Here is a 17,627-nt window from a genome sequence, read left to right as displayed (position 1 = left end):
CCCGTTCTGCGCGGGCAGCAACGGCGCGATCGCAGCCCAGGCCTTGTCCGTCAGCTCACCACGTCCGACCACACATCATCATCTGCACACGATCATGAGAAAGATCCGCAGGACACGCCCTAGCCGCGCTCGTACGGCGTCTTCTCGCCCGCCACGACACCGAACGGCAGGTGGTTGCCCGCCGGCGGCAACGGGCAGGTGGCGAAGTCGGTGAACGCACACGGCAGGTTCGTCGCACGGTTGAAGTCGAGCACGACCTTGCCATCGCGCGGGGTTGCCGTGAGCGACCGGTTGGCCGCATAGGTCGTGACACCACTCGTGGCGTCGGTGAAGAGGATGTTCAAACCGCCGTTGCGCCCGTTGAACGCCGTTAGTGTGTGTTCGGCGCCGTCGTGCGTGAACCGCACACGGCCCGGTGCCTCGTAGACGTGGCTAAGCCCTTCCACGACCGCACCAACTGTCGTGGGGATGGGTGCGTCGAACGGCTCGTAGACGCCCTCCAACACCCACTGCTCCTGTGGTTCGTACGAGGGCACACCGCGAAAGTTCTGAAGCACGAGAGCCTTCGGATCGTGCACACGGATCAAATACCCGCCACGCCGTGCGACTTCGATCTCGAGGTCGCCGGCCTCGACGCGTGTACCCGGTCCGCTCTGGACGAGTTCGAACCGCTGTGGTTCTCCGTCGGTGCGCCAGTACGCCGCGTCGTCGTCCTGCCACCACACGCCCGGTAGGCCGTCATAGGCGCGAGGGGTCGTGTCCAGCCAGTCGAGCGAGACGAGCGCGAGCCACCCATAGGGGTCGGCCAGGCTCTTCTCCCGGTCGGTCTTCCAGGTCTGCCAGTCCTCCGCGAAGCCGCTCATGTCCAGGTGAACAGGGACGCTCTGGCGCGACTTCCCTGTTCCACAGGGTGAGACGACCTATCATCCGCCCATGAAGCCGATCCTGGGGGCGCTGGTCGTCGCGGTGGCGATGACCGCGTGCAGCGCCACTCCCGCGCCCGAGCCGGCCAGAAGACCGGAAACGACGGCTCCGCCATCCGCTCAGTCCGTCGACGAGCAGGACATCCGCAGCAAGTTCAGCCGCTTCGTCGTGGCTCTCAACGACAAGAACGACGACGCGCTCTTCTTGTGCACGCTCGACGCGTATGCCTTCGCGGAGTCGATGGTCCAGCACGCGGTCAGCAGCACCGAAGACCAGCTCGCGCAGCTTCCGGTGGTGCACCGCCTTCAGGTCTACGAGATGCGGACGACGAACAGACCACTGGGCGTGTTCAGCGAGAGCGACGCACTGAGGCTCTTGACATTGGCCTCCCACGACCTCCTGAAGCCGACCGAACTGAGTGATGTGAAAGTCGAAGAGCCACGCGCCAGCGCGTTGGCGACGTTGCCCGGCTATGCGCCGGTACGCATCCCGTTCGGGCACGGCGTCAACGGCAAGTCGTGGGTCATCGACCTGGAAGCACTGTTCAAGGCACTCAGTGACGCGGTCGAGCTGAACGGGCTGACCGCCGACCAGTACGTCGACAAGTTGCTCGCCGAACGGTACGGCGCGCGTGCCGCCGAGCTGCGCAAACCGTTGAAGCCGTAGTCGCGCGTCCTGGTGTCGAACCAGGCACCCGAGGCTTATGAGGCCTGGGTGATCGCCGGATCCCGCGCGGTGGGGTGACCGACCGGACTCGCACCGGCTTCGACCAGGACCACAACCTGGCGCCTCGACTGCTTCGGCTTCGGTCACAGCTGCCCGTCGAGGACTCGAACCTCGATCTCCGCGTCCAGAGCGCGGCGTCCGTGCCAATTGGACCAACGGGCATGAAAAAAGCCGCCTCGTCGCGATGTGCGACGGGACGGCTCCCCGGAGTCATGAGTCAGCTCATGCCGAGGAGCACCAGACGTGCTGATGACGCATGTGTTGCATCACGGCTGGCTCCCTTCCTCCGGTTCGTCGAGATCCACTCTGACGGATGACGCGGCGGCCTTGCAACGCATTTAACCGCATCGCAAAAGTTTGCAAGATCGAGACGCGTTCTCAAGTAATCCTCATGTCGACTTGCGGAAAACTTTTGCAACGTCTTTCCTGGACCGCTGACACACCCCGTCGGAAGGCAAGGACATGTCCCAGGACTGGTGGCGGCACGCCGTCATCTATCAGGTCTACGTGCGCAGCTTCGCCGACTCGGACGGCGACGGTGTCGGTGACCTGCCCGGCATCCGCTCGCGCCTGCCCCACCTCCGCGACTTGGGCGTCGACGCGGTCTGGATCACGCCGTTCTACGCGTCTCCGATGGCCGACGGCGGCTACGACGTGGCGGACTACCGCGCGGTCGACCCGCAGTTCGGTGACCTCGACGACGTGCGCGCGTTGGTCGCGGACGCGCACGCGATGGGCATCCGCGTGATCGTCGACATCGTGCCGAACCACAGCTCCGACCAGCACGCGTGGTTCCAGGAGGCGCTGGCCGGACGCGGCCGTGAGCGGTACATCTTCCGCGAGGGCGTCGGCGACCAGCCTCCGAACGACTGGGAGTCGGTGTTCGGCGGGCCGGCCTGGACGCGGGTCGAGGACGGTTCCTGGTACCTGCACCTGTTCGCGCCGGAGCAGCCGGACCTGAACTGGGACCTGCCCGAGGTGCGCGCGGAGTTCCGCGACGTGCTGCGGTTCTGGCTCGACCTGGGCGTCGACGGGTTCCGGGTCGACGTGGCGCACGGGATGATCAAGGCGCCGGGGCTGCCCGACATCGGGCACGCCGACCAGCTCAAGCTGCTGGGCACGGAACCGTTGCCGTTCTTCGACCAGGACGGCGTGCACGAGATCCACCGCGAGTGGCGTGCCGTTGTGGACTCGTACGACGGTGAACGCGTGCTGGTCGCCGAGGCGTGGACGCCTTCTGCCGAGCGGACGGCGTTGTACCTGCGCGACGACGAGATGCACCAGGCGTTCAACTTCCACTACCTGACCGCGGAGTGGACGTTCGAGGCGCTGCGATCGGTGATCGACTCGTCGCTGGCGGCGGTCGCACCTGTGGGCGCGCCCACGACTTGGGTGCTGTCGAACCATGACGTGCAACGGCACGTGACGCGGTACGGCGGCGGCGAGACCGGTGTGCGACGGGCGCGCGCCGCGCTGGCGTTGATGCTGGCGCTGCCGGGATCGGTGTACCTGTACCAGGGTGAGGAACTCGGGTTGCCCGAGGTGCTGGACCTGCCGGACGAGGTGCTGCAGGACCCGATGTGGGAGCGTTCGGGGCACACCGAACGCGGCCGCGACGGCTGCCGGGTGCCGCTGCCCTGGTCCTCCACCGGCCCGTCGCTCGGGTTCGGCTCTGGCGGGTCGTGGCTGCCGCAGCCGGCGGACTGGGCGAAGCTCAGCGTCGAGGCGCAGACGGGCGACCAGGACTCGATGTTGTCCTTCTACCGCAACGCTTTGCGCGTCCGTCGCGAGCACCCGGCCCTCGGTGCGGGCGACGGTGTCACGTGGGTCGACGGACCCGCCGATGTGCTGTGGTTCCAGCGGGCCAACTTCTCGTGCGCGGTGAACCTGTCCGGGGAGGTCGTCTCGCTGCCGGATCCGGGGGCGGTGCTGCTGGCTTCGTCGTACTACGGGGTGCGTGACGGCCAGCTGCTCCTGCCGCCGGACACCGCGGTCTGGTGGGAACTCTGACCAGCGATTTTCCCTGATCGACAAAAACTGTCAGACCCCCTGAGTACGGTCCGTTCCTGTCAGCTTCGGGCCCGGCTCAGGGGGTACGGCAGTGCGCAGGTGGGAGCTCGTCGCGGAGGGTTCCGCGAAGTTCTGGGAGATCGAGCGGGACGGGTCCGCGGTGACCGTCCGGTTCGGACGGCTGGGGACGGCCGGGCAGACCCGGATTAAGGAGCTGGCCACCGCCGAGGCCGCGACCGCGCACGTCGCGAAACTGGTGGAGGAGAAGGAGAAGAAGGGCTACCGGAGCGTCGAGGCCGTTGCCGCCGCCGCGGTGCCGACCGCTCCGGCACTCGTTCCTGCTGCGGCTGTTCCTGCCGAACCTCCCCGCGACGAGGAAACGTGGATCATGCCCGCCGAGTGGCTGCGGCAGGCGTTCCGCCGAAGAGACGTGAGACCGTGGCCGAAGTTCGCGGTCGACCACGCCAAGGCGCAGATCCTCCGCGCCGAGACCGCCGAGCACGCCGACCGGGTCGCCGAGGTGCTGTCCCATCCGGACTCGGACCAGGACCTGGTGCGCGCCCTGCGGGACCAGCTCGCCGGCCGGCCCGATCCGCTGGGTGCCGCGGTGCTCGCGAGCGTGCCGATCAGCTCCACCTCGCCCGCGCACTGGTTGATCGAGGAGTTCGGCCTGCCGTTCGCCGCGGCGGCAGCCGTGCACTACTCGATGACAGTGATCCACAACTGGAAGGACTGGCAGACCGGGAACTGGTACGGCCACCACCTGAAGGTCTCTCAGCCGCACCATCTCGGCGACCAGGCCTACGAGGCCATCGCCCTGGCCGACGTCCGCACGGCGCTCGCGGTCACCGACGACGCGACGTACGACGCGGCGCTGGTGGAGCTCGAGAAGGTCGGCACCACGCCGTTCGGTCAGGTCGCGCGGGCGTTCCTCGCCCCGACGCGGCACGACTGGTTCGAGGAGGCGAACCTCGTCCGGTCGGGCTCGTACTGGATGGTGCACAGCTCCGCCAGCACGGTGGAACAGCTCGGCCGGCTGGGCCACGGGCACCTGATCTGGTCGCCACGCGGGATCTACACCGCGCTGTACGTCCTGGGTCCCGCTCTCGCACCGGTGCTCGACGCGGAGCTGCGCGCGAAGGTCGAGTGGTCGTCCGAGTGCCGCAAGCTGGCACTCGAGGTGCTGGCGGCGCTGCCGACCGACGAGGCGTTCCTGATGCTGCTGAACAAGGTGCGGGAACGGTACGTGCGCCCCGCGCTGCTGGCCGCGATGGAGGCGTTCCCGGCGCGAGCCGTCCGGCTGATGGCGCCGCGCGCGGACAGCGATCCCGACGTCCGCCACCTGCTGCGCCTGCACGTCCTGACGCACCCGGACCTCGAACTGCCACCGGGCACCGCGCTGCCCGCCACCGTGCCGGACGCACCGGCCGAGGCCCTGCCGCGGGTGCTCGCCCAGCCACCGTGGGAGCACCGCCGCCCGCAGCCGAAGCCCGTGGTGCTGAAGGACGTTCCGGTGCCGCCCGCCCACCTGGCGTGGCTGCCCGGCGAGCGGGAGGAGTGGCAGGAGCTGCGAGGCTGGTGGACAGGGCAGGTCCAGAACTGGAAGGCCCTGGCCGCCGCGATCAAGGCCCGCGACGGCCGCTACCACGACCACCGGCTGTTCGAGGCCGGACCGGAGGCGCTCGCCCGGCCGCTGCTCGCCGACTGGGTGCCCAGCGACACCTGGGGCAGCGAGGGCTGGGGCAAGCGGATCACGGCGCGGTTCGGGATGGACGCCCTGCCCGCGATGCTGCGACTCGCCGCGAGCAACCCGCACGTGTCCGGCGTGGTGCTGCTGCCGTTCGCCACGTCCGAGGTGGCCGCGCTGATGGCGGACTGGTTGGTGCGCCTCAAAACGGCCCGTGCGTTCGCCATCGCCTGGCTGGCCCGCCACGGTGAGGGCGCCGCTCGCCTGCTGCTGCCGCCCGCGCTGGGACCGGCCGGCCCCCGGCGCCACAACGCCGAGGCGGCGCTGCGTCACCTCCACCTGGAGACCGGCGTCGACGTCATCGCGATCGCCACGTCGCACAGCGCCGAGGCGGGTGCGGCCATCCGCACGCTGATCGAGATCGACCCGCTCGACGTGCTGCCCGCGAAACTGCCGGTGATCGGCGCCTGGGCCGACCCGCGCCTGCTGCCCCAGGTGCTGCTCGCGGACCGCGCCACCGCGTTGCCGGCGGACGCCGCCAAGAACCTCCTGACGACCGCCGCACTGTCCAAACAGGACGCTGTCTATCCCGGTCTGCCGCTCGCCGTCGAGGCGTGCGACCGCGCGTCGCTGGCGGAGTTCGCCTGGGCCGTCTTCGGTCGCTGGCAGGACGTGGACGCGCCGTCCAAGGACTCCTGGGTCCTGACCGCCCTCGGCTGGTTCGGCGACGACGACACGGTGCGCCGGCTCGCTCCGCTGATCCGCGCGTGGCCGGGCGAAAGCCAGCACGCCAGAGCCGTCGCCGGGCTGGACGTGCTCGCGCAGATCGGTACCGAGGTGGCCCTGACCCACCTGAACAGCATCGCGGAGCGGGTGAAGTTCAAGGGCCTCAAGGCCCGCGCGCAGGAGAAGGTGTCCGACATCGCCGCGGCCCTGGGTCTCTCGCGCGACCAGCTGTCCGACCGCCTGGTCCCCCGTCTCGGCCTGGACGACGCCGCCAGCCTGGTGATCGACTACGGGCCCCGCCAGTTCACCGTCGGCTTCGACGAACAGCTCAAGCCCTACGTCCTCGACCCCGACGGCAAGCGCCGCAAGGACCTCCCGAAGCCGGGCACGAAGGACGACCAGGCACTGGCACCGGCGGAACACAAACGCTTCGCCACGCTGAAGAAGGACGTCCGCACGATCGCCGCCGACCAGATCCACCGCCTCGAACGCGCGATGGTCGACCAGCGCACCTGGACCGCCGAGGAGTTCACCACGGTCCTGGTGGCCCATCCCCTGCTCTGGCACCTGGTCCGCCGTCTCGTCTGGATCACCGACGCCGGCCTGACCTTCCGCCTCGCCGAGGACCGCACGCCGGCCGGTCCCGAGGACGACGAGGTGACCTTGCCCGCCGCCGCCATCATCCGGGTGGCGCACCCGATCGACCTGACGGAGACGCTGCCGCTCTGGGGCGAGCTGTTCGCGGACTACGAGATCCTGCAGCCCTTCCCGCAGCTGAGCCGGCCGACGTTCGCCTTCACCCCCGGCGAGGACACCGTCCCGCAGCTGCGGAAGTACGTCGGCCACACCGTGCCGGTGGGCAAGGTCCTCGGTCTCACCAAACGGGGCTGGGTGCGCGGCGAACCCCAGGACAACGGGTGCGAATCGTGGATCACCCGTCCGCTGCCCGGCGGCGGCGCCCTGGTCGCCTCCCTGGATCCCGGCATCACGGTGGGCATGGTCGACCTGTTCCCCGAGCAGTCGTTCGCCGACATCTGGTACTCCGCGAGCGGCGAAGGCGACTGGACCGCGCCTCGGGGAGGCAGCCCGACCAACTTCGACGTCGACACCGTCACCGCCTCCGAGCTCCTCTCGGAACTGGAATCGCTGCAAGCGTGAACCGGCCGCAAATGACTCAGGAGGTACAGCAGGTGCGCAGGTGGGAGCTCGTCGCGGACGGCTCGGCGAAGTTCTGGGAGATCGGCCGGGACGGGTCCGCGGTGACCGTCCGGTTCGGACGGCTGCAGTCGAACGGCACGACCCAGACCAAGGAGCTCCCCACGCCGGAGGCGGCCGAGGCACACGTCGCGAAGCTGGTGGCGGAGAAGGAGAAGAAGGGCTACCGCCCGGTCGCCGAGGCACCTCCGGCCGCCGCACCGGCCCTCGCCGTCGACGAGGACACCTGGGTCGTGCCCAAGACGTGGCTGCGCGACGTGGTGCGGCAGAACGGCTTCGATCCGGCGCCGGTGTTCGCGGTCGATCCCGCGCTGGCCGAGCAGGCCCGGCAGCGCGCGGTCAAGCAGGTCGCCACGCTCGACCGGCTGCTGGCCGAGCCGAGCTCCGATCCCGAACTCGTGCAGGCTGTGCGGGAACACCTCGCCGGTCAGCCGAATCCCGTCGGTGCGGCGGCGATCGCCGTCATGACGAAGTGCGACCTGTCATCGGTGCACCAGTGGATCGCCGACCACGGGCTGGCGTTCGCGACCGAGGCCATGTTGGAGTCCATCGGCATCAGCGACTCCGCGATGTGGGACGCCACGGCGCGCGAGTGGTGCGACCCGCACCTGCATCGTCATAGCGCCAACGGGCACATCGCCGCCGAGAGCGTGCAGGCCAAGATGATCACGGCGTTGCGCTACGCCCTGGCCGTCGCGGACGACGCCGAACGCGGGGCGGCCGAGGCGGTGCTGGACGCGCGGACCGACGCCCTGATCACGCGGGCGTACCTGGTGCCCTCGCGCACGGACTGGTACGAGCAAGCGTGCCGGCAGCCGAACTACTCGATCAAGTGGTGGATGCTTCCTTGCAGCGCCAGCACCTACGACGAGTTCGTGCGGGCCGGAACCGGGGTGGCCAACGGGGCGTTCGTCCTGCACACCGCGGCGTACGTGCTGGGTCCGGCGATCGCGCCGTTGCTGGCTCTGGAGGTGGATCACGAGTACCACGGCTCGGACACCCGCAAGCAGGTGCTGAAGGCCCTCGCGGCGCTGCCCACGGACGAGGCGTTCACCATCCTGCTCGACCGGCTCAGCATGAAGTACGTGCGGCCCGCGCTGCTGTCGGCCATGGCCGCGTTCCCGGCTCGGGCGGCGAGGCTGCTCGGTGAACGCGCTTCCCGCAACAGCGAGGTGCGGCAGCTGCTCGGTGTGCACCTGAAGAGCCATCCAGACCTCGAAGCACCCGACGGGTTCACCCCGGTCGAGACCGCTGTGCTGCCCGAAGCGCCCACGGACGCGCTGCCGCTGCTGCTCGCCCGCCCACCGTGGCTCGACCGGCGCCCACCGGCGAAACCCGTGGTGGTCGGCGACGTGCCGGTGCCCGCGCCGTCGCTCGTGTGGGAGCCGGGTGAACGCGAGGAATGGCTGGCGTCCAGCTACTGGCACACCCACGAGACGTGGCAGCAGCTGTTGTCGGCCCACCAGGTCGGCCGGATCGGGCATCGCATGGTGCACCTGATGGAGTTGGCGCCCGCGGACGAGGTGCGGCACCTGCTGGCGGACTGGGACCCCAAGCTGACCTGGAGGGCCGAACCCACCGGCAAGCTGCTGGCAGCCAAGTTCGGTCTCGACGCCCTGCCTGTCCTGTTGCGGACCGTCGAGAAGAACTCGATCGCCGCCGTGATCCTGCTTCCCTTCGCCACGCCCGAGGTCGCCACGCTGATGGCGGACTGGCTCGTGCGGCTCAAGCAGGTGCGCAAGACCGCGCAGAGCTGGCTGGCCCGGCACCGCGACACGGCCGCCCGCTTCCTCCTTCCCGCCGCACTGGGCAAGCCGGGCGCCGAGCGGCGCAACGCCGAGGCCGCGATCCGCCACCTGCACGGACTGGGCGTGGACGTCGTGGCCGCCGCAGCCACACCTGAGGCAGCGGCGGGCGTGGAGGCGCTGTTGTCCGTCGACCCGCTCGACGTGCTGCCCGCCAAGCTGCCCGTGATCGGCGAGTGGGCCGACACCCGCCTCCTTCCCCAGGTCTTGCTGAGCGACCGCAAGCACGCGCTGTCCCCCGAAGCCGCACGCCACCTGCTGATGACCGCCGCGCTGTCCAAGCCCGGCGACCTCTACGCCGGACTGCCGATCGTCCGCGAAGCGCTCGACCGCGACTCGCTCGCGGAGTTCGCGTGGGCGGTCTTCGAGCGCTGGCAGGACGCGGGAGCGCCGTCGAAGGAGGGCTGGGCGCTGACCGCGCTCGGCTGGTTCGGCGACGACTCGACGGTCCGCGCGCTGTCGCCGTTGATCCGCAACTGGCCCGGTGAGAGTCAGCACGCCAGGGCCGTGACAGGCCTGGACGTCCTGGCCGACATCGGCACCGAGGTGGCGCTGTCCCACCTGAACGGCATCGCCGAGAAAGTGAAGTTCAAGGGCCTCAAGACCCGTGCCCAGGAGAAGGTCTCGCAGATCGCCGCGGAGCTGAACCTGTCCCGCGACCAGCTCGCGGACCGGCTGGTCCCGCGCCTGGGCCTGGACGACGAAGCCTCACTGGTGATCGACTACGGCCCGCGCGAGTTCACCGTCGGCTTCGACGAGCAGCTCAAGCCGTTCGTCCTCGACCCGGACGGCAAGCGCCGCAAGGACCTTCCCAAGCCCGGCGCGAAGGACGACCAGGAGCGCGCACCGCTGGAGCACAAGCGGTTCACGGCGTTGAAGAAGGACGTCCGCACGGTCGCCGCCGACCAGATCCACCGCCTCGAACGCGCGATGGTCGACCAGCGCACCTGGACGGCCGAGGAGTTCCACACCGTCCTGGCGGGTCACCCGTTGCTGTGGCACATCGTGCGCCGCCTGGTGTGGATCACCGGCGAGGGTTCGTCCTTCCGGCTGGCCGAGGACCGCACGCTCGCCGACGCGAGCGACGACGAGTTCACGCTCCCCGGCGACGCCACCGTCCGGGTGGCGCACCCGGTGGACCTCCAGTCCGTGCTGGAGCAGTGGGGTGAGATGTTCGCCGACTACGAGATCCTGCAACCCTTCCCGCAGCTGGGGCGGCCGCTGCACGTCCTTCCGCAGGGCGAGGACCTGTTGCCGCACTTGAAGAAGTACTGCGACATCGCCCGCCCCATCGGCAAGATCCTCGGCCTGACCAAGAAAGGCTGGGTCCGCGGCGAACCGCAGGACGCCGGCGTCGAGTGCTGGATCACCCGCCCGCTGCCCGCCGGCGGGGCCCTGGTCGCGTCCCTCGATCCCGGCATCGCGGTGGGCGCCATCGACGTCTTCCCGGACGTCAAGTTCACCGAGCTCTGGTACTCCACCGACGGCCAGGGCTACTGGTCCGCACAGCAGAACACCGCCGTGGAGGTCGACCCGATCACGGTGTCGGAACTGCTGTCCGAACTGGAGTCACTGCACGCCTAGCTCGCGTTATAGAGGATCTGAGTGGTTCTTTAAGCTGACGCTGAAGAATTGTCAGACCCCCTGAGTAACGTCCGTGGACATCGACTCCGTTTTCTGACCCCAGGGGGTACGGCAGTGCGCAGGTGGGAACTCGTCTCGGGCGGCTCGGCGAAGTTCTGGGAGATCGGGCAGGACGGCACCGCGGTGACCGTCCGGTTCGGACGGCTGGACACGCACGGCCAGACCCAGACCAAGGAGCTCGCCTCCCTGGAGGCGGCCGAGTCCCACGTCGCGAAGTTGGTGGCGGAGAAGGAGAAGAAGGGCTACCGCCCGGTCGCCGCCGCACCTCCGGTCACCACGGCCCCCGCAGCGACGCCCGTTGTCGTCGACGAGGACACCTGGGTGATGCCGAAAGCCTGGTTGAGAGACGTGGTGCGGCAGCGCGGTTTCGACCCGGCGCCGGAGTTCTCGGTGGACAGCGAAAAAGCGGCGGAAGCGCGGCAGCAGGTGGTCGACCAGTCCGAGACGATCGATCGCGCGTTGTCCGTGAAGGGCTCGAAGGAGGACCTGGTCAAGGCCGCCCGCGAGCACCTCGCCGGACAGGCAAATCCTGTTGGCGCGGCGGCGATCGCGGCCATCACGAAGTCGCCCCTGGCCTCCGTGCACGCCTGGATCGCCGACCACGGGCTCGCTTTCGCCGCCGCCGCGGCCGTCCAGTACATGAGTCTCACGTTCTCGGAGCAGTGGGACGAGCGGCGGGGCAAGTGGACCGGCATCTGCCTGCAGCACGTGCGCGACGGCTTCCAGACCTCGCTCACCGAACCGGAAGGCCAGCTGCTCACCGCCGTCCGGTACGCGATCGCGGTCGCCGACGACGAGTCGCGCGCGGCCGCGGAAGCCGCGTTGGAGAAGCTGGACAAGACGAAGGACCAGAAGGAGCTGCGGTCGTACCTGATGCCGGAACGGGCGGACTGGTTCGCCTGGGTGTGCAGGCAGCCCTACTCACCGAGCCGGTGGTGGATGCTGCCGAGCACCGCGCGCAGCGCCGAGGACTTCGAGAAGGCCGAGCAGTCGGTCACCAGGTCGGCATCTCTGTTGTACACGGCGGTGTACGTGCTGGGCCCGGCGATCGCGCCGCTGCTCGCGGAAGGGCTCGACTCCGACATGTACTACCAGCGTGCGGACGGCCGCAAGCAGGCGTTGAAGGTGCTGGCGGCCCTGCCCACCGACGAGGCGTTCACGATCCTGCTCGACCGGCTGGACCAGAAGTACGTGCGCCCGGCGGTGCTGTCCGCGATGGCCGCGTTCCCGGCGCGGGCAGCCCGGCTGCTGGCGGACCGGGTGTCGTCGAGCGACGACGTCCGGCGGCTGCTGAGCGCGCACCTGATGTCGAACCCGTCGCTCGAGGTGCCGGCGGAGGCCGCCGCGGTGCTGGCCGAGTCGGAGGCGGACGTCGTGCCGGTAGCGAGCGCGGATCAGCTGCCGTCGCTGCTGGCGTCGCCGCCGTGGCTGAACCGCCGCAAGCAGGTGAAGCCCGTGGTGCTGAAGGACTTGCCGGTGCCGGAGGGGGCCGTGCGGTGGGAGGCGGGCGAACGCGAGCAGTGGCTGGAGGCCGGCGCCGAGTGGCTGCAGGACCCCGACGACTGGAAGAAGCTGCTCGCGGAGTACAAGGCGGGCAAGATCGGCTATTACCACCACGAGCTGTTCCTCCTCGCTCCTGATGACGAGGTGCGCCCCCTGCTCGCGGACTGGCAGCCGGTCTTCAGCTACGGCGTCGAGGAGTGGGGCAAGAACATCGCCGCGCGGTTCGGCGTCGACGCCGCGCCCGCGCTCCTGCGGCACGTCCAGAGCTCCCCCGGCGGCACCGGCGTGGTGCTGCTGCCCTTCGCCACGCCCGATGTGGCCGCCGTGATGGCCGACTGGTTCGCCCGGACCAAGCAGCCCCGCCGCTGGGGCGTCGAGTGGCTGGCGCGCCACCGCGACCACGCCGCCCGCCTGCTCATCCCCGCGGCCGCCAGCAAGCCGGGCATTCCTCGTCGCAACGCCGAGACGGCGCTGCGCCACCTCAAGAGCCTCGGCGTGGACGTGGCCGCCATCGCCGAGGAGTGCGGCGCGCGGGCGGCGATCGACGTCGTGCTGTCCGTCGACCCGCTCGACGTGCTGCCCGCGAAGCTGCCGGTGATCGGCGAGTGGGCCGACACCCGCCTGCTTCCCCAGGTCCTGCTGAAAGACCGCAAGCACGCCCTGTCCCCCGAGGCCACTGGTCACCTGCTGATGACGGCCGCGCTGTCCAAGCCCGGTGACGTCTACGCCGGCCTGCCGATCGTCCGCGAGGCGCTCGACCCCGCGTCACTGGCGGCGTTCGCGTGGGCCGTGTTCGAGCAGTGGCAGAAGGCGGGCGGCCCGTCGAAGGAGAACTGGGCGCTGACCGCGCTCGGCTGGTTCGGCAACGACGACACGGTCCGCGCGCTGGCCCCGGTGATCCGCAACTGGCCGGGCGAGAGCCAGCACGCCAGGGCGGTCACGGGCCTGGACGTGCTCGCGGACATCGGCACCGAGGTCGCGCTGTCCCACCTGAACAGCATCGCGGAGAAGGTGCCGTTCAAGGGCCTCAAGACCCGTGCCCAGGAGAAGGTCTCGCAGATCGCCGCGGAGCTGGGCCTGAGCCGCGACCAGCTGTCCGACCGCCTGGTCCCGCGCCTCGGCCTCGACGACGCCGCGACCCTGGTCATCGACTACGGCCCGCGCAAGTTCACCGTCGGCTTCGACGAGCAGCTCAAGCCGTTCGTCCTCGACCCAGACGGCAAGCGCCGCAAGGACCTCCCGAAGCCGGGCACGAAGGACGACCAGGAACTGGCCCCGCTGGAGCACAAGCGGTTCACGGGGCTGAAGAAGGACGTCCGCACCATCGCGTCCGACCAGATCCAGCGCCTCGAACGGGCCATGGTCGACCAGCGCACCTGGACGGCCGAGGAGTTCCATACCGTGTTGGCCGCGCACCCGTTGCTGTGGCACCTGGTCCGCCGCCTGGTATGGATCACGGCCGACGGCGAGTCGTTCCGCCTGGCCGAAGACCGCACGCTCGCAAGCGCCGAGGACGACGAGTTCACGTTGCCCGAGAGCGCAAGCGTTCGCGTCGCTCACCCGGTGGACCTCCAGGACGCCGCGCACGCCTGGGGTGAGGTGTTCGCGGACTACGAGATCCTGCAGCCCTTCCCGCAGCTGGGTCGCCCGGTGCACCTCGTGCCGACCGCGGATCTCCTTCCCCACCTGAAGAAGTACTGCGACATCGCCCACCCCATCGGCAAGATCCTCGGCCTCACCAAGAAGGGCTGGGTCCGCGGCGAACCGCAGGACGCCGGTGTCGAGTGCTGGATCACCCGCCCGTTCCCCGGCGGCGGCGCGCTCGTCGCGCGCCTCGACCCCGGCATCGCCGTCGGCGCGATCGACGTCTTCCCCGAGGTCAGCTTCACCGACGTGTGGTTCTCGCCCAGCGGCCACGGCGCGTGGTCCGCGCCCCAGAACGCGCCGAGCACCTTCGACGTCGACCCGATCACCGTCTCCGAGCTCCTTTCCGAACTGGAGTCCTTGCGGTCATGACCAGCACTCAGACCATGCAGCGCCCGCCCGCCGAGGTGCGCTACGCCGACGAGCTCGCCCGGCTGCGCGACGGCGACACCGCGCCCAAGCCGCCGGGCTGGGCGTTGAGCCTCGACGCCGCCCGCAGGTTCGTGGTGGGCGACGAGAAACGCGGTATCACCAAGAAGTTCGTGGGCGATCCGTCCCTTGTGGACAGAGCGCTGGTCACGCTGGCCACCAGCCGCGGCCTGATGCTCGTCGGCGAGCCCGGCACCGCGAAGTCCCTGCTGTCCGAACTGATCGCGGCGGCGGTCTGCGGCGAGTCGACGCTGACGATCCAGGGTGGCGCGGCGACCACCGAGGACCAGATCAAGTACTCGTGGAACTACGCGTTGCTGGTCGCGGAAGGGCCGTCGCCGCGGTCGCTCGTGCCGGCGCCGATGCTGCGGGGCATGGCCGAGGGCAAGATCGTGCGGTTCGAGGAGATCACCCGCTGTCCGCTGGAGGTGCAGGACTGCATGCTGTCGATGCTGTCCGACCGCGTGATGGCGATCGGGGAGCTGAACGGCCCGGACGGCATGGTGTTCGCGCAGGACGGGTTCAACGTGATCGCGACGGCGAACACGCGCGACCGCGGCGTCAACGAGATGAGTGCGGCGCTCAAGCGGCGGTTCAACTTCGAGACGGTGTTCCCGATCGCGGACTTCGACACCGAGCTCGCGCTGGTCGAGCAGGAGGCGGCGAAGCTGCTGGAACGCTCCGGGGTGGAGCTCGCCCCGAAGCGGGACGTGCTGGAGGTGCTCGTCAAGACGTTCCGCGATCTGCGGGAGGGCAACGACCGGCTCACCACCGTCATGAGCACGGCGGAGGCGGTGTCGGTGGCGCACGCGGTCGGGCTGCGCGGCTGGTTCCTGCGCGGCGAGGCGGGATCGGCCGCGGACGTCGTCGAGTGCCTGGCGGGCACGGCGGCCAAGGACAACGCCGAGGACCTGGCGCGGCTGCGCCGGTACCTGGAGCAGCACGCGCCGCGCCGCAAGGGGAAGCAGTGGCAGGAGCTGCACCGGGCCCGGCACCTGCTGCCCGGCTGATGGGGGCCGTGTTCGTCGGCGTCCGGCACCACAGTCCCGCCTGTGCCCGGCTGGTCGCCGACACCATCCAGACCCAACGGCCCGCGTACGTGCTGATCGAGGGGCCGGCCGACTTCAACGAGCGCATCGACGAGTTGCTGCTGGGCCACGAGCTGCCGGTGGCGTTGTTCAGCTACTCGGACGAGCACTCGTCGTGGTCGCCGTTCTGCGACTACTCGCCGGAGTGGGTGGCGATCACCGAGGCACGCCGGTGCGGGGCGGAGGTCAGGTTCATCGACCTGCCCGCGTGGCACGAGGCGTTCCGGGACGTCAGCAACCGCTACGCCGACGCGGAGCTGCGGTACGCCGAGGTCGTCGAGCGGTTGTGCCGGGAGTTCGCGGTCGACAACGTGGACGTGCTGTGGGATCACCTCTTCGAGTGCGAGGACGAGCCGAAGGGCATGGCCGAGTACTTCGACCTGCTGCGCGGCACGGCCACGGCCGACGACGGCGACTCGGCGCGCGAGGAGTACATGGCGCGCTGGGTGCGGGCGGCGGTGCGGCACGCGGGTGACCGGCCGGTGGTCGTGGTGACCGGCGGCTTCCACACGCCCGCGCTCAAGGCCAAGCTCGACGGCAGCACCGAATGGCCGGACGTACCGGAACGCGACAGGGGTGCGAGCTACCTCGTGCCGTACTCGCACGCACGGCTGGACGCGTTCACCGGCTACCAGTCGGGCATGCCGTCGCCCGGCTACTACCAGCAGGTCTGGGAGAACGGGGCGCGGCGCGCGGCGGACTGGCTGGTGGAGTCGGTCGCCACGAGGCTGCGCAGGCGGCAGCAGCCGGTGTCGACGGCGGACCTGATCGCGGCACACACCCAGGCCGGCGCGCTGGCGCGGTTGCGCGGGCACGAGAACCTGGCGCGCACCGACGTGCTGGACGGGCTGACCAGCGCGTTGATCTCCGAGGACCTGACGCAGCCACCGCCGTGGACGCGGCGTGGCACGCTGCAGCCCGGAGCGCATCCCGCGTTGATCGAGATGATCGGGGCGTTGCGGGGCGGCAAGGTCGGCCGGCTGCACCCGGACACGCCGGCACCACCGCTGGTCGGCGCCGTGCAGGAGCTGCTGCGGGCGCACGGGCTCGACCAGGAGGGCAAGGTCGCGCTCGACCTGACGGACGCGGAAGCGTTGGAGCGCAGCAGGATCCTGCACCGGCTGCGGGTGCTGCGGATCCCCGGCTTCGAGCGCACGAGCGGGCCGTCGGAGGGCGCCCAACCCCGGCTGGACGAGCAATGGGTGCTCCGCCCGACCGACGAACGGCTGGCGGCGTTGATCGAGGCCGCCGAGAACGGTGCCACGCTGGAGGAAGCGGCCGGGGTGGCGCTGGAACGCCGGTCGCGGGATGCCGACCTACGGCAGCTCGCCGGGATCCTGTTCGACGCGGTGCTCTGCGGGATCTCCACGCTGTCCGGCCGGGTCACGCTGTCGCTCACCGAGGGCGTCCGGGAGACCGGCGACCTCGCGGCGCTGGGTCACGTGCTCAGCGGGGCGCTGGGCCTGTGGCGGCACGACAGGTTGTTCGGCACGAAGAAGGATCCGTTGCTGGGCAGCGTGATCGACACGGGCACCGCCAGGGTGCTGTGGCTGGTCGAGGGCCTGCACGGCGGTCCGGCACCGGCTGATCCGCACCGGCTCAAGGCGATGGCGGCGACCAGGGACGCGGTGCTGCACGCGAAGTCCGCGCTGTCCCTGGACACGGCGGACGTCACGGGCGTGGCGACCCGCGTGAGCAACGACGTGCAGGCACCGCCGGATCTGCGCGGTGCCGCGCTCGGGCTTGCGTGGACGCTGGGCTCCCAGCCGGACGTGCGGAAGGTCCGCGGCATCGAGGCGCTCGGCGACTGGCTGGCCGGGTTGTTCGCGGTGGCGCGCGAAGAGGTGCTGGCGAGCCCCGGCCTGGTCGGGGTGCTGGACGAGCTGGTCAGCGCGATGACCGAGGACGAGTTCCTGGTGGCGCTGCCCGCGTTGCGGCTCGCCTTCAGCTACTTCCCGCCCAGGGAACGGGAGACCATCGCGGCCACAGTCCTCGACCACCGCGGCGTCGAGGGCGACGCGAGGGGTCTCACGAAGCTCGACGTTGATCCGATGATCGTGGCGGAGGCACTGGCTGTGGAACGACGCGTCGACGCGCTGCTCACCAAGGGCGGGCTGGCATGACGGATCCAGTGCCACGACCACCAACCATCGCCGCGTCTTCCGGCGCTCAGCAGGGCACCTCGCGGCACCCGTCTGAACGTCGAAATACGAGGCGAAGGCTGAC

Annotated in this window: 8 protein-coding genes and 2 tRNA genes; 7 read left to right on the top strand and 3 right to left on the bottom strand. The window is 70.2% G+C overall.

All coding sequences use genetic code 11. The features are described from left to right. Positions 1-119: 119 nt before the first annotated feature. Entirely contained in the window at positions 120-863 is a 744-nt protein-coding gene (locus tag G7043_RS18930) for a DUF1684 domain-containing protein (protein WP_166046968.1), read from the bottom strand. 70 nt (positions 864-933) lie between these two features. Between G7043_RS18930 and G7043_RS18925 the strand changes: the two genes are divergently transcribed. Beyond that, positions 934-1,590, top strand: a complete 657-nt coding sequence (locus G7043_RS18925) for a hypothetical protein (RefSeq protein ID WP_166046966.1) — start codon at positions 934-936, stop codon at positions 1,588-1,590. Between the two features lie 70 nt (positions 1,591-1,660). Here G7043_RS18925 and G7043_RS18920 read toward each other — a convergent pair. Both G7043_RS18920 and G7043_RS18915 read right to left on the bottom strand, forming a co-directional pair. After that, positions 1,661-1,737: transfer RNA gene (locus tag G7043_RS18920), tRNA-His, on the bottom strand. A 2-nt stretch (positions 1,738-1,739) separates the two neighbouring features. Further along, positions 1,740-1,812, bottom strand: a tRNA-Gln gene (locus G7043_RS18915). Positions 1,813-2,112: 300 nt separating this feature from the next. Between G7043_RS18915 and G7043_RS18910 the strand changes: the two genes are divergently transcribed. From G7043_RS18910 to G7043_RS18885, 6 genes are all read left to right on the top strand, one after another. Continuing rightward, positions 2,113-3,660, top strand: coding sequence for a glycoside hydrolase family 13 protein (locus tag G7043_RS18910; protein ID WP_166046964.1), 1,548 nt, complete (start codon positions 2,113-2,115; stop codon positions 3,658-3,660). Between the two features lie 91 nt (positions 3,661-3,751). Next, entirely contained in the window at positions 3,752-7,231 is a 3,480-nt protein-coding gene (locus G7043_RS49910) for a DUF4132 domain-containing protein (protein ID WP_166046962.1), read from the top strand. 32 nt (positions 7,232-7,263) lie between these two features. Then, positions 7,264-10,677, top strand: coding sequence for a DUF4132 domain-containing protein (locus G7043_RS18900; protein ID WP_166046960.1), 3,414 nt, complete (start codon positions 7,264-7,266; stop codon positions 10,675-10,677). Between the two features lie 114 nt (positions 10,678-10,791). Further along, on the top strand, positions 10,792-14,256 hold the full coding sequence (locus G7043_RS49390) for a DUF4132 domain-containing protein (protein WP_166046958.1): 3,465 nt from the start codon (positions 10,792-10,794) through the stop codon (positions 14,254-14,256). Further along, on the top strand, positions 14,253-15,323 hold the full coding sequence (locus G7043_RS18890) for an ATP-binding protein (protein ID WP_207311301.1): 1,071 nt from the start codon (positions 14,253-14,255) through the stop codon (positions 15,321-15,323). Before G7043_RS49390 ends, G7043_RS18890 begins: the two co-directional genes overlap by 4 nt. Continuing rightward, a complete protein-coding gene (locus G7043_RS18885; protein WP_313887957.1) occupies positions 15,281-17,524 on the top strand; it encodes a DUF5682 family protein in 2,244 nt (747 codons plus the stop codon). Before G7043_RS18890 ends, G7043_RS18885 begins: the two co-directional genes overlap by 43 nt. Positions 17,525-17,627 lie beyond the last annotated feature (103 nt).

It is taken from the genome of Lentzea alba, from assembly GCF_011067745.1.
In the GTDB taxonomy this organism is placed as follows: Bacteria; Actinomycetota; Actinomycetes; order Mycobacteriales; family Pseudonocardiaceae; genus Lentzea; species Lentzea alba.
This window is presented reverse-complemented; position numbering and strand designations above follow the sequence as displayed.

What these genes read in the sequence shown, in the direction of transcription:
- G7043_RS18930 (WP_166046968.1), bottom strand. Translation starts at nt 863, where the DNA reads ATGAGCGGCTTCGCGGAGGACTGGCAGACCTGGAAGACCGACCGGGAG.
- G7043_RS18925 (WP_166046966.1), top strand. Translation starts at nt 934, where the DNA reads ATGAAGCCGATCCTGGGGGCGCTGGTCGTCGCGGTGGCGATGACCGCG.
- G7043_RS18910 (WP_166046964.1), top strand. Translation starts at nt 2,113, where the DNA reads ATGTCCCAGGACTGGTGGCGGCACGCCGTCATCTATCAGGTCTACGTG.
- G7043_RS18890 (WP_207311301.1), top strand. Translation starts at nt 14,253, where the DNA reads ATGACCAGCACTCAGACCATGCAGCGCCCGCCCGCCGAGGTGCGCTAC.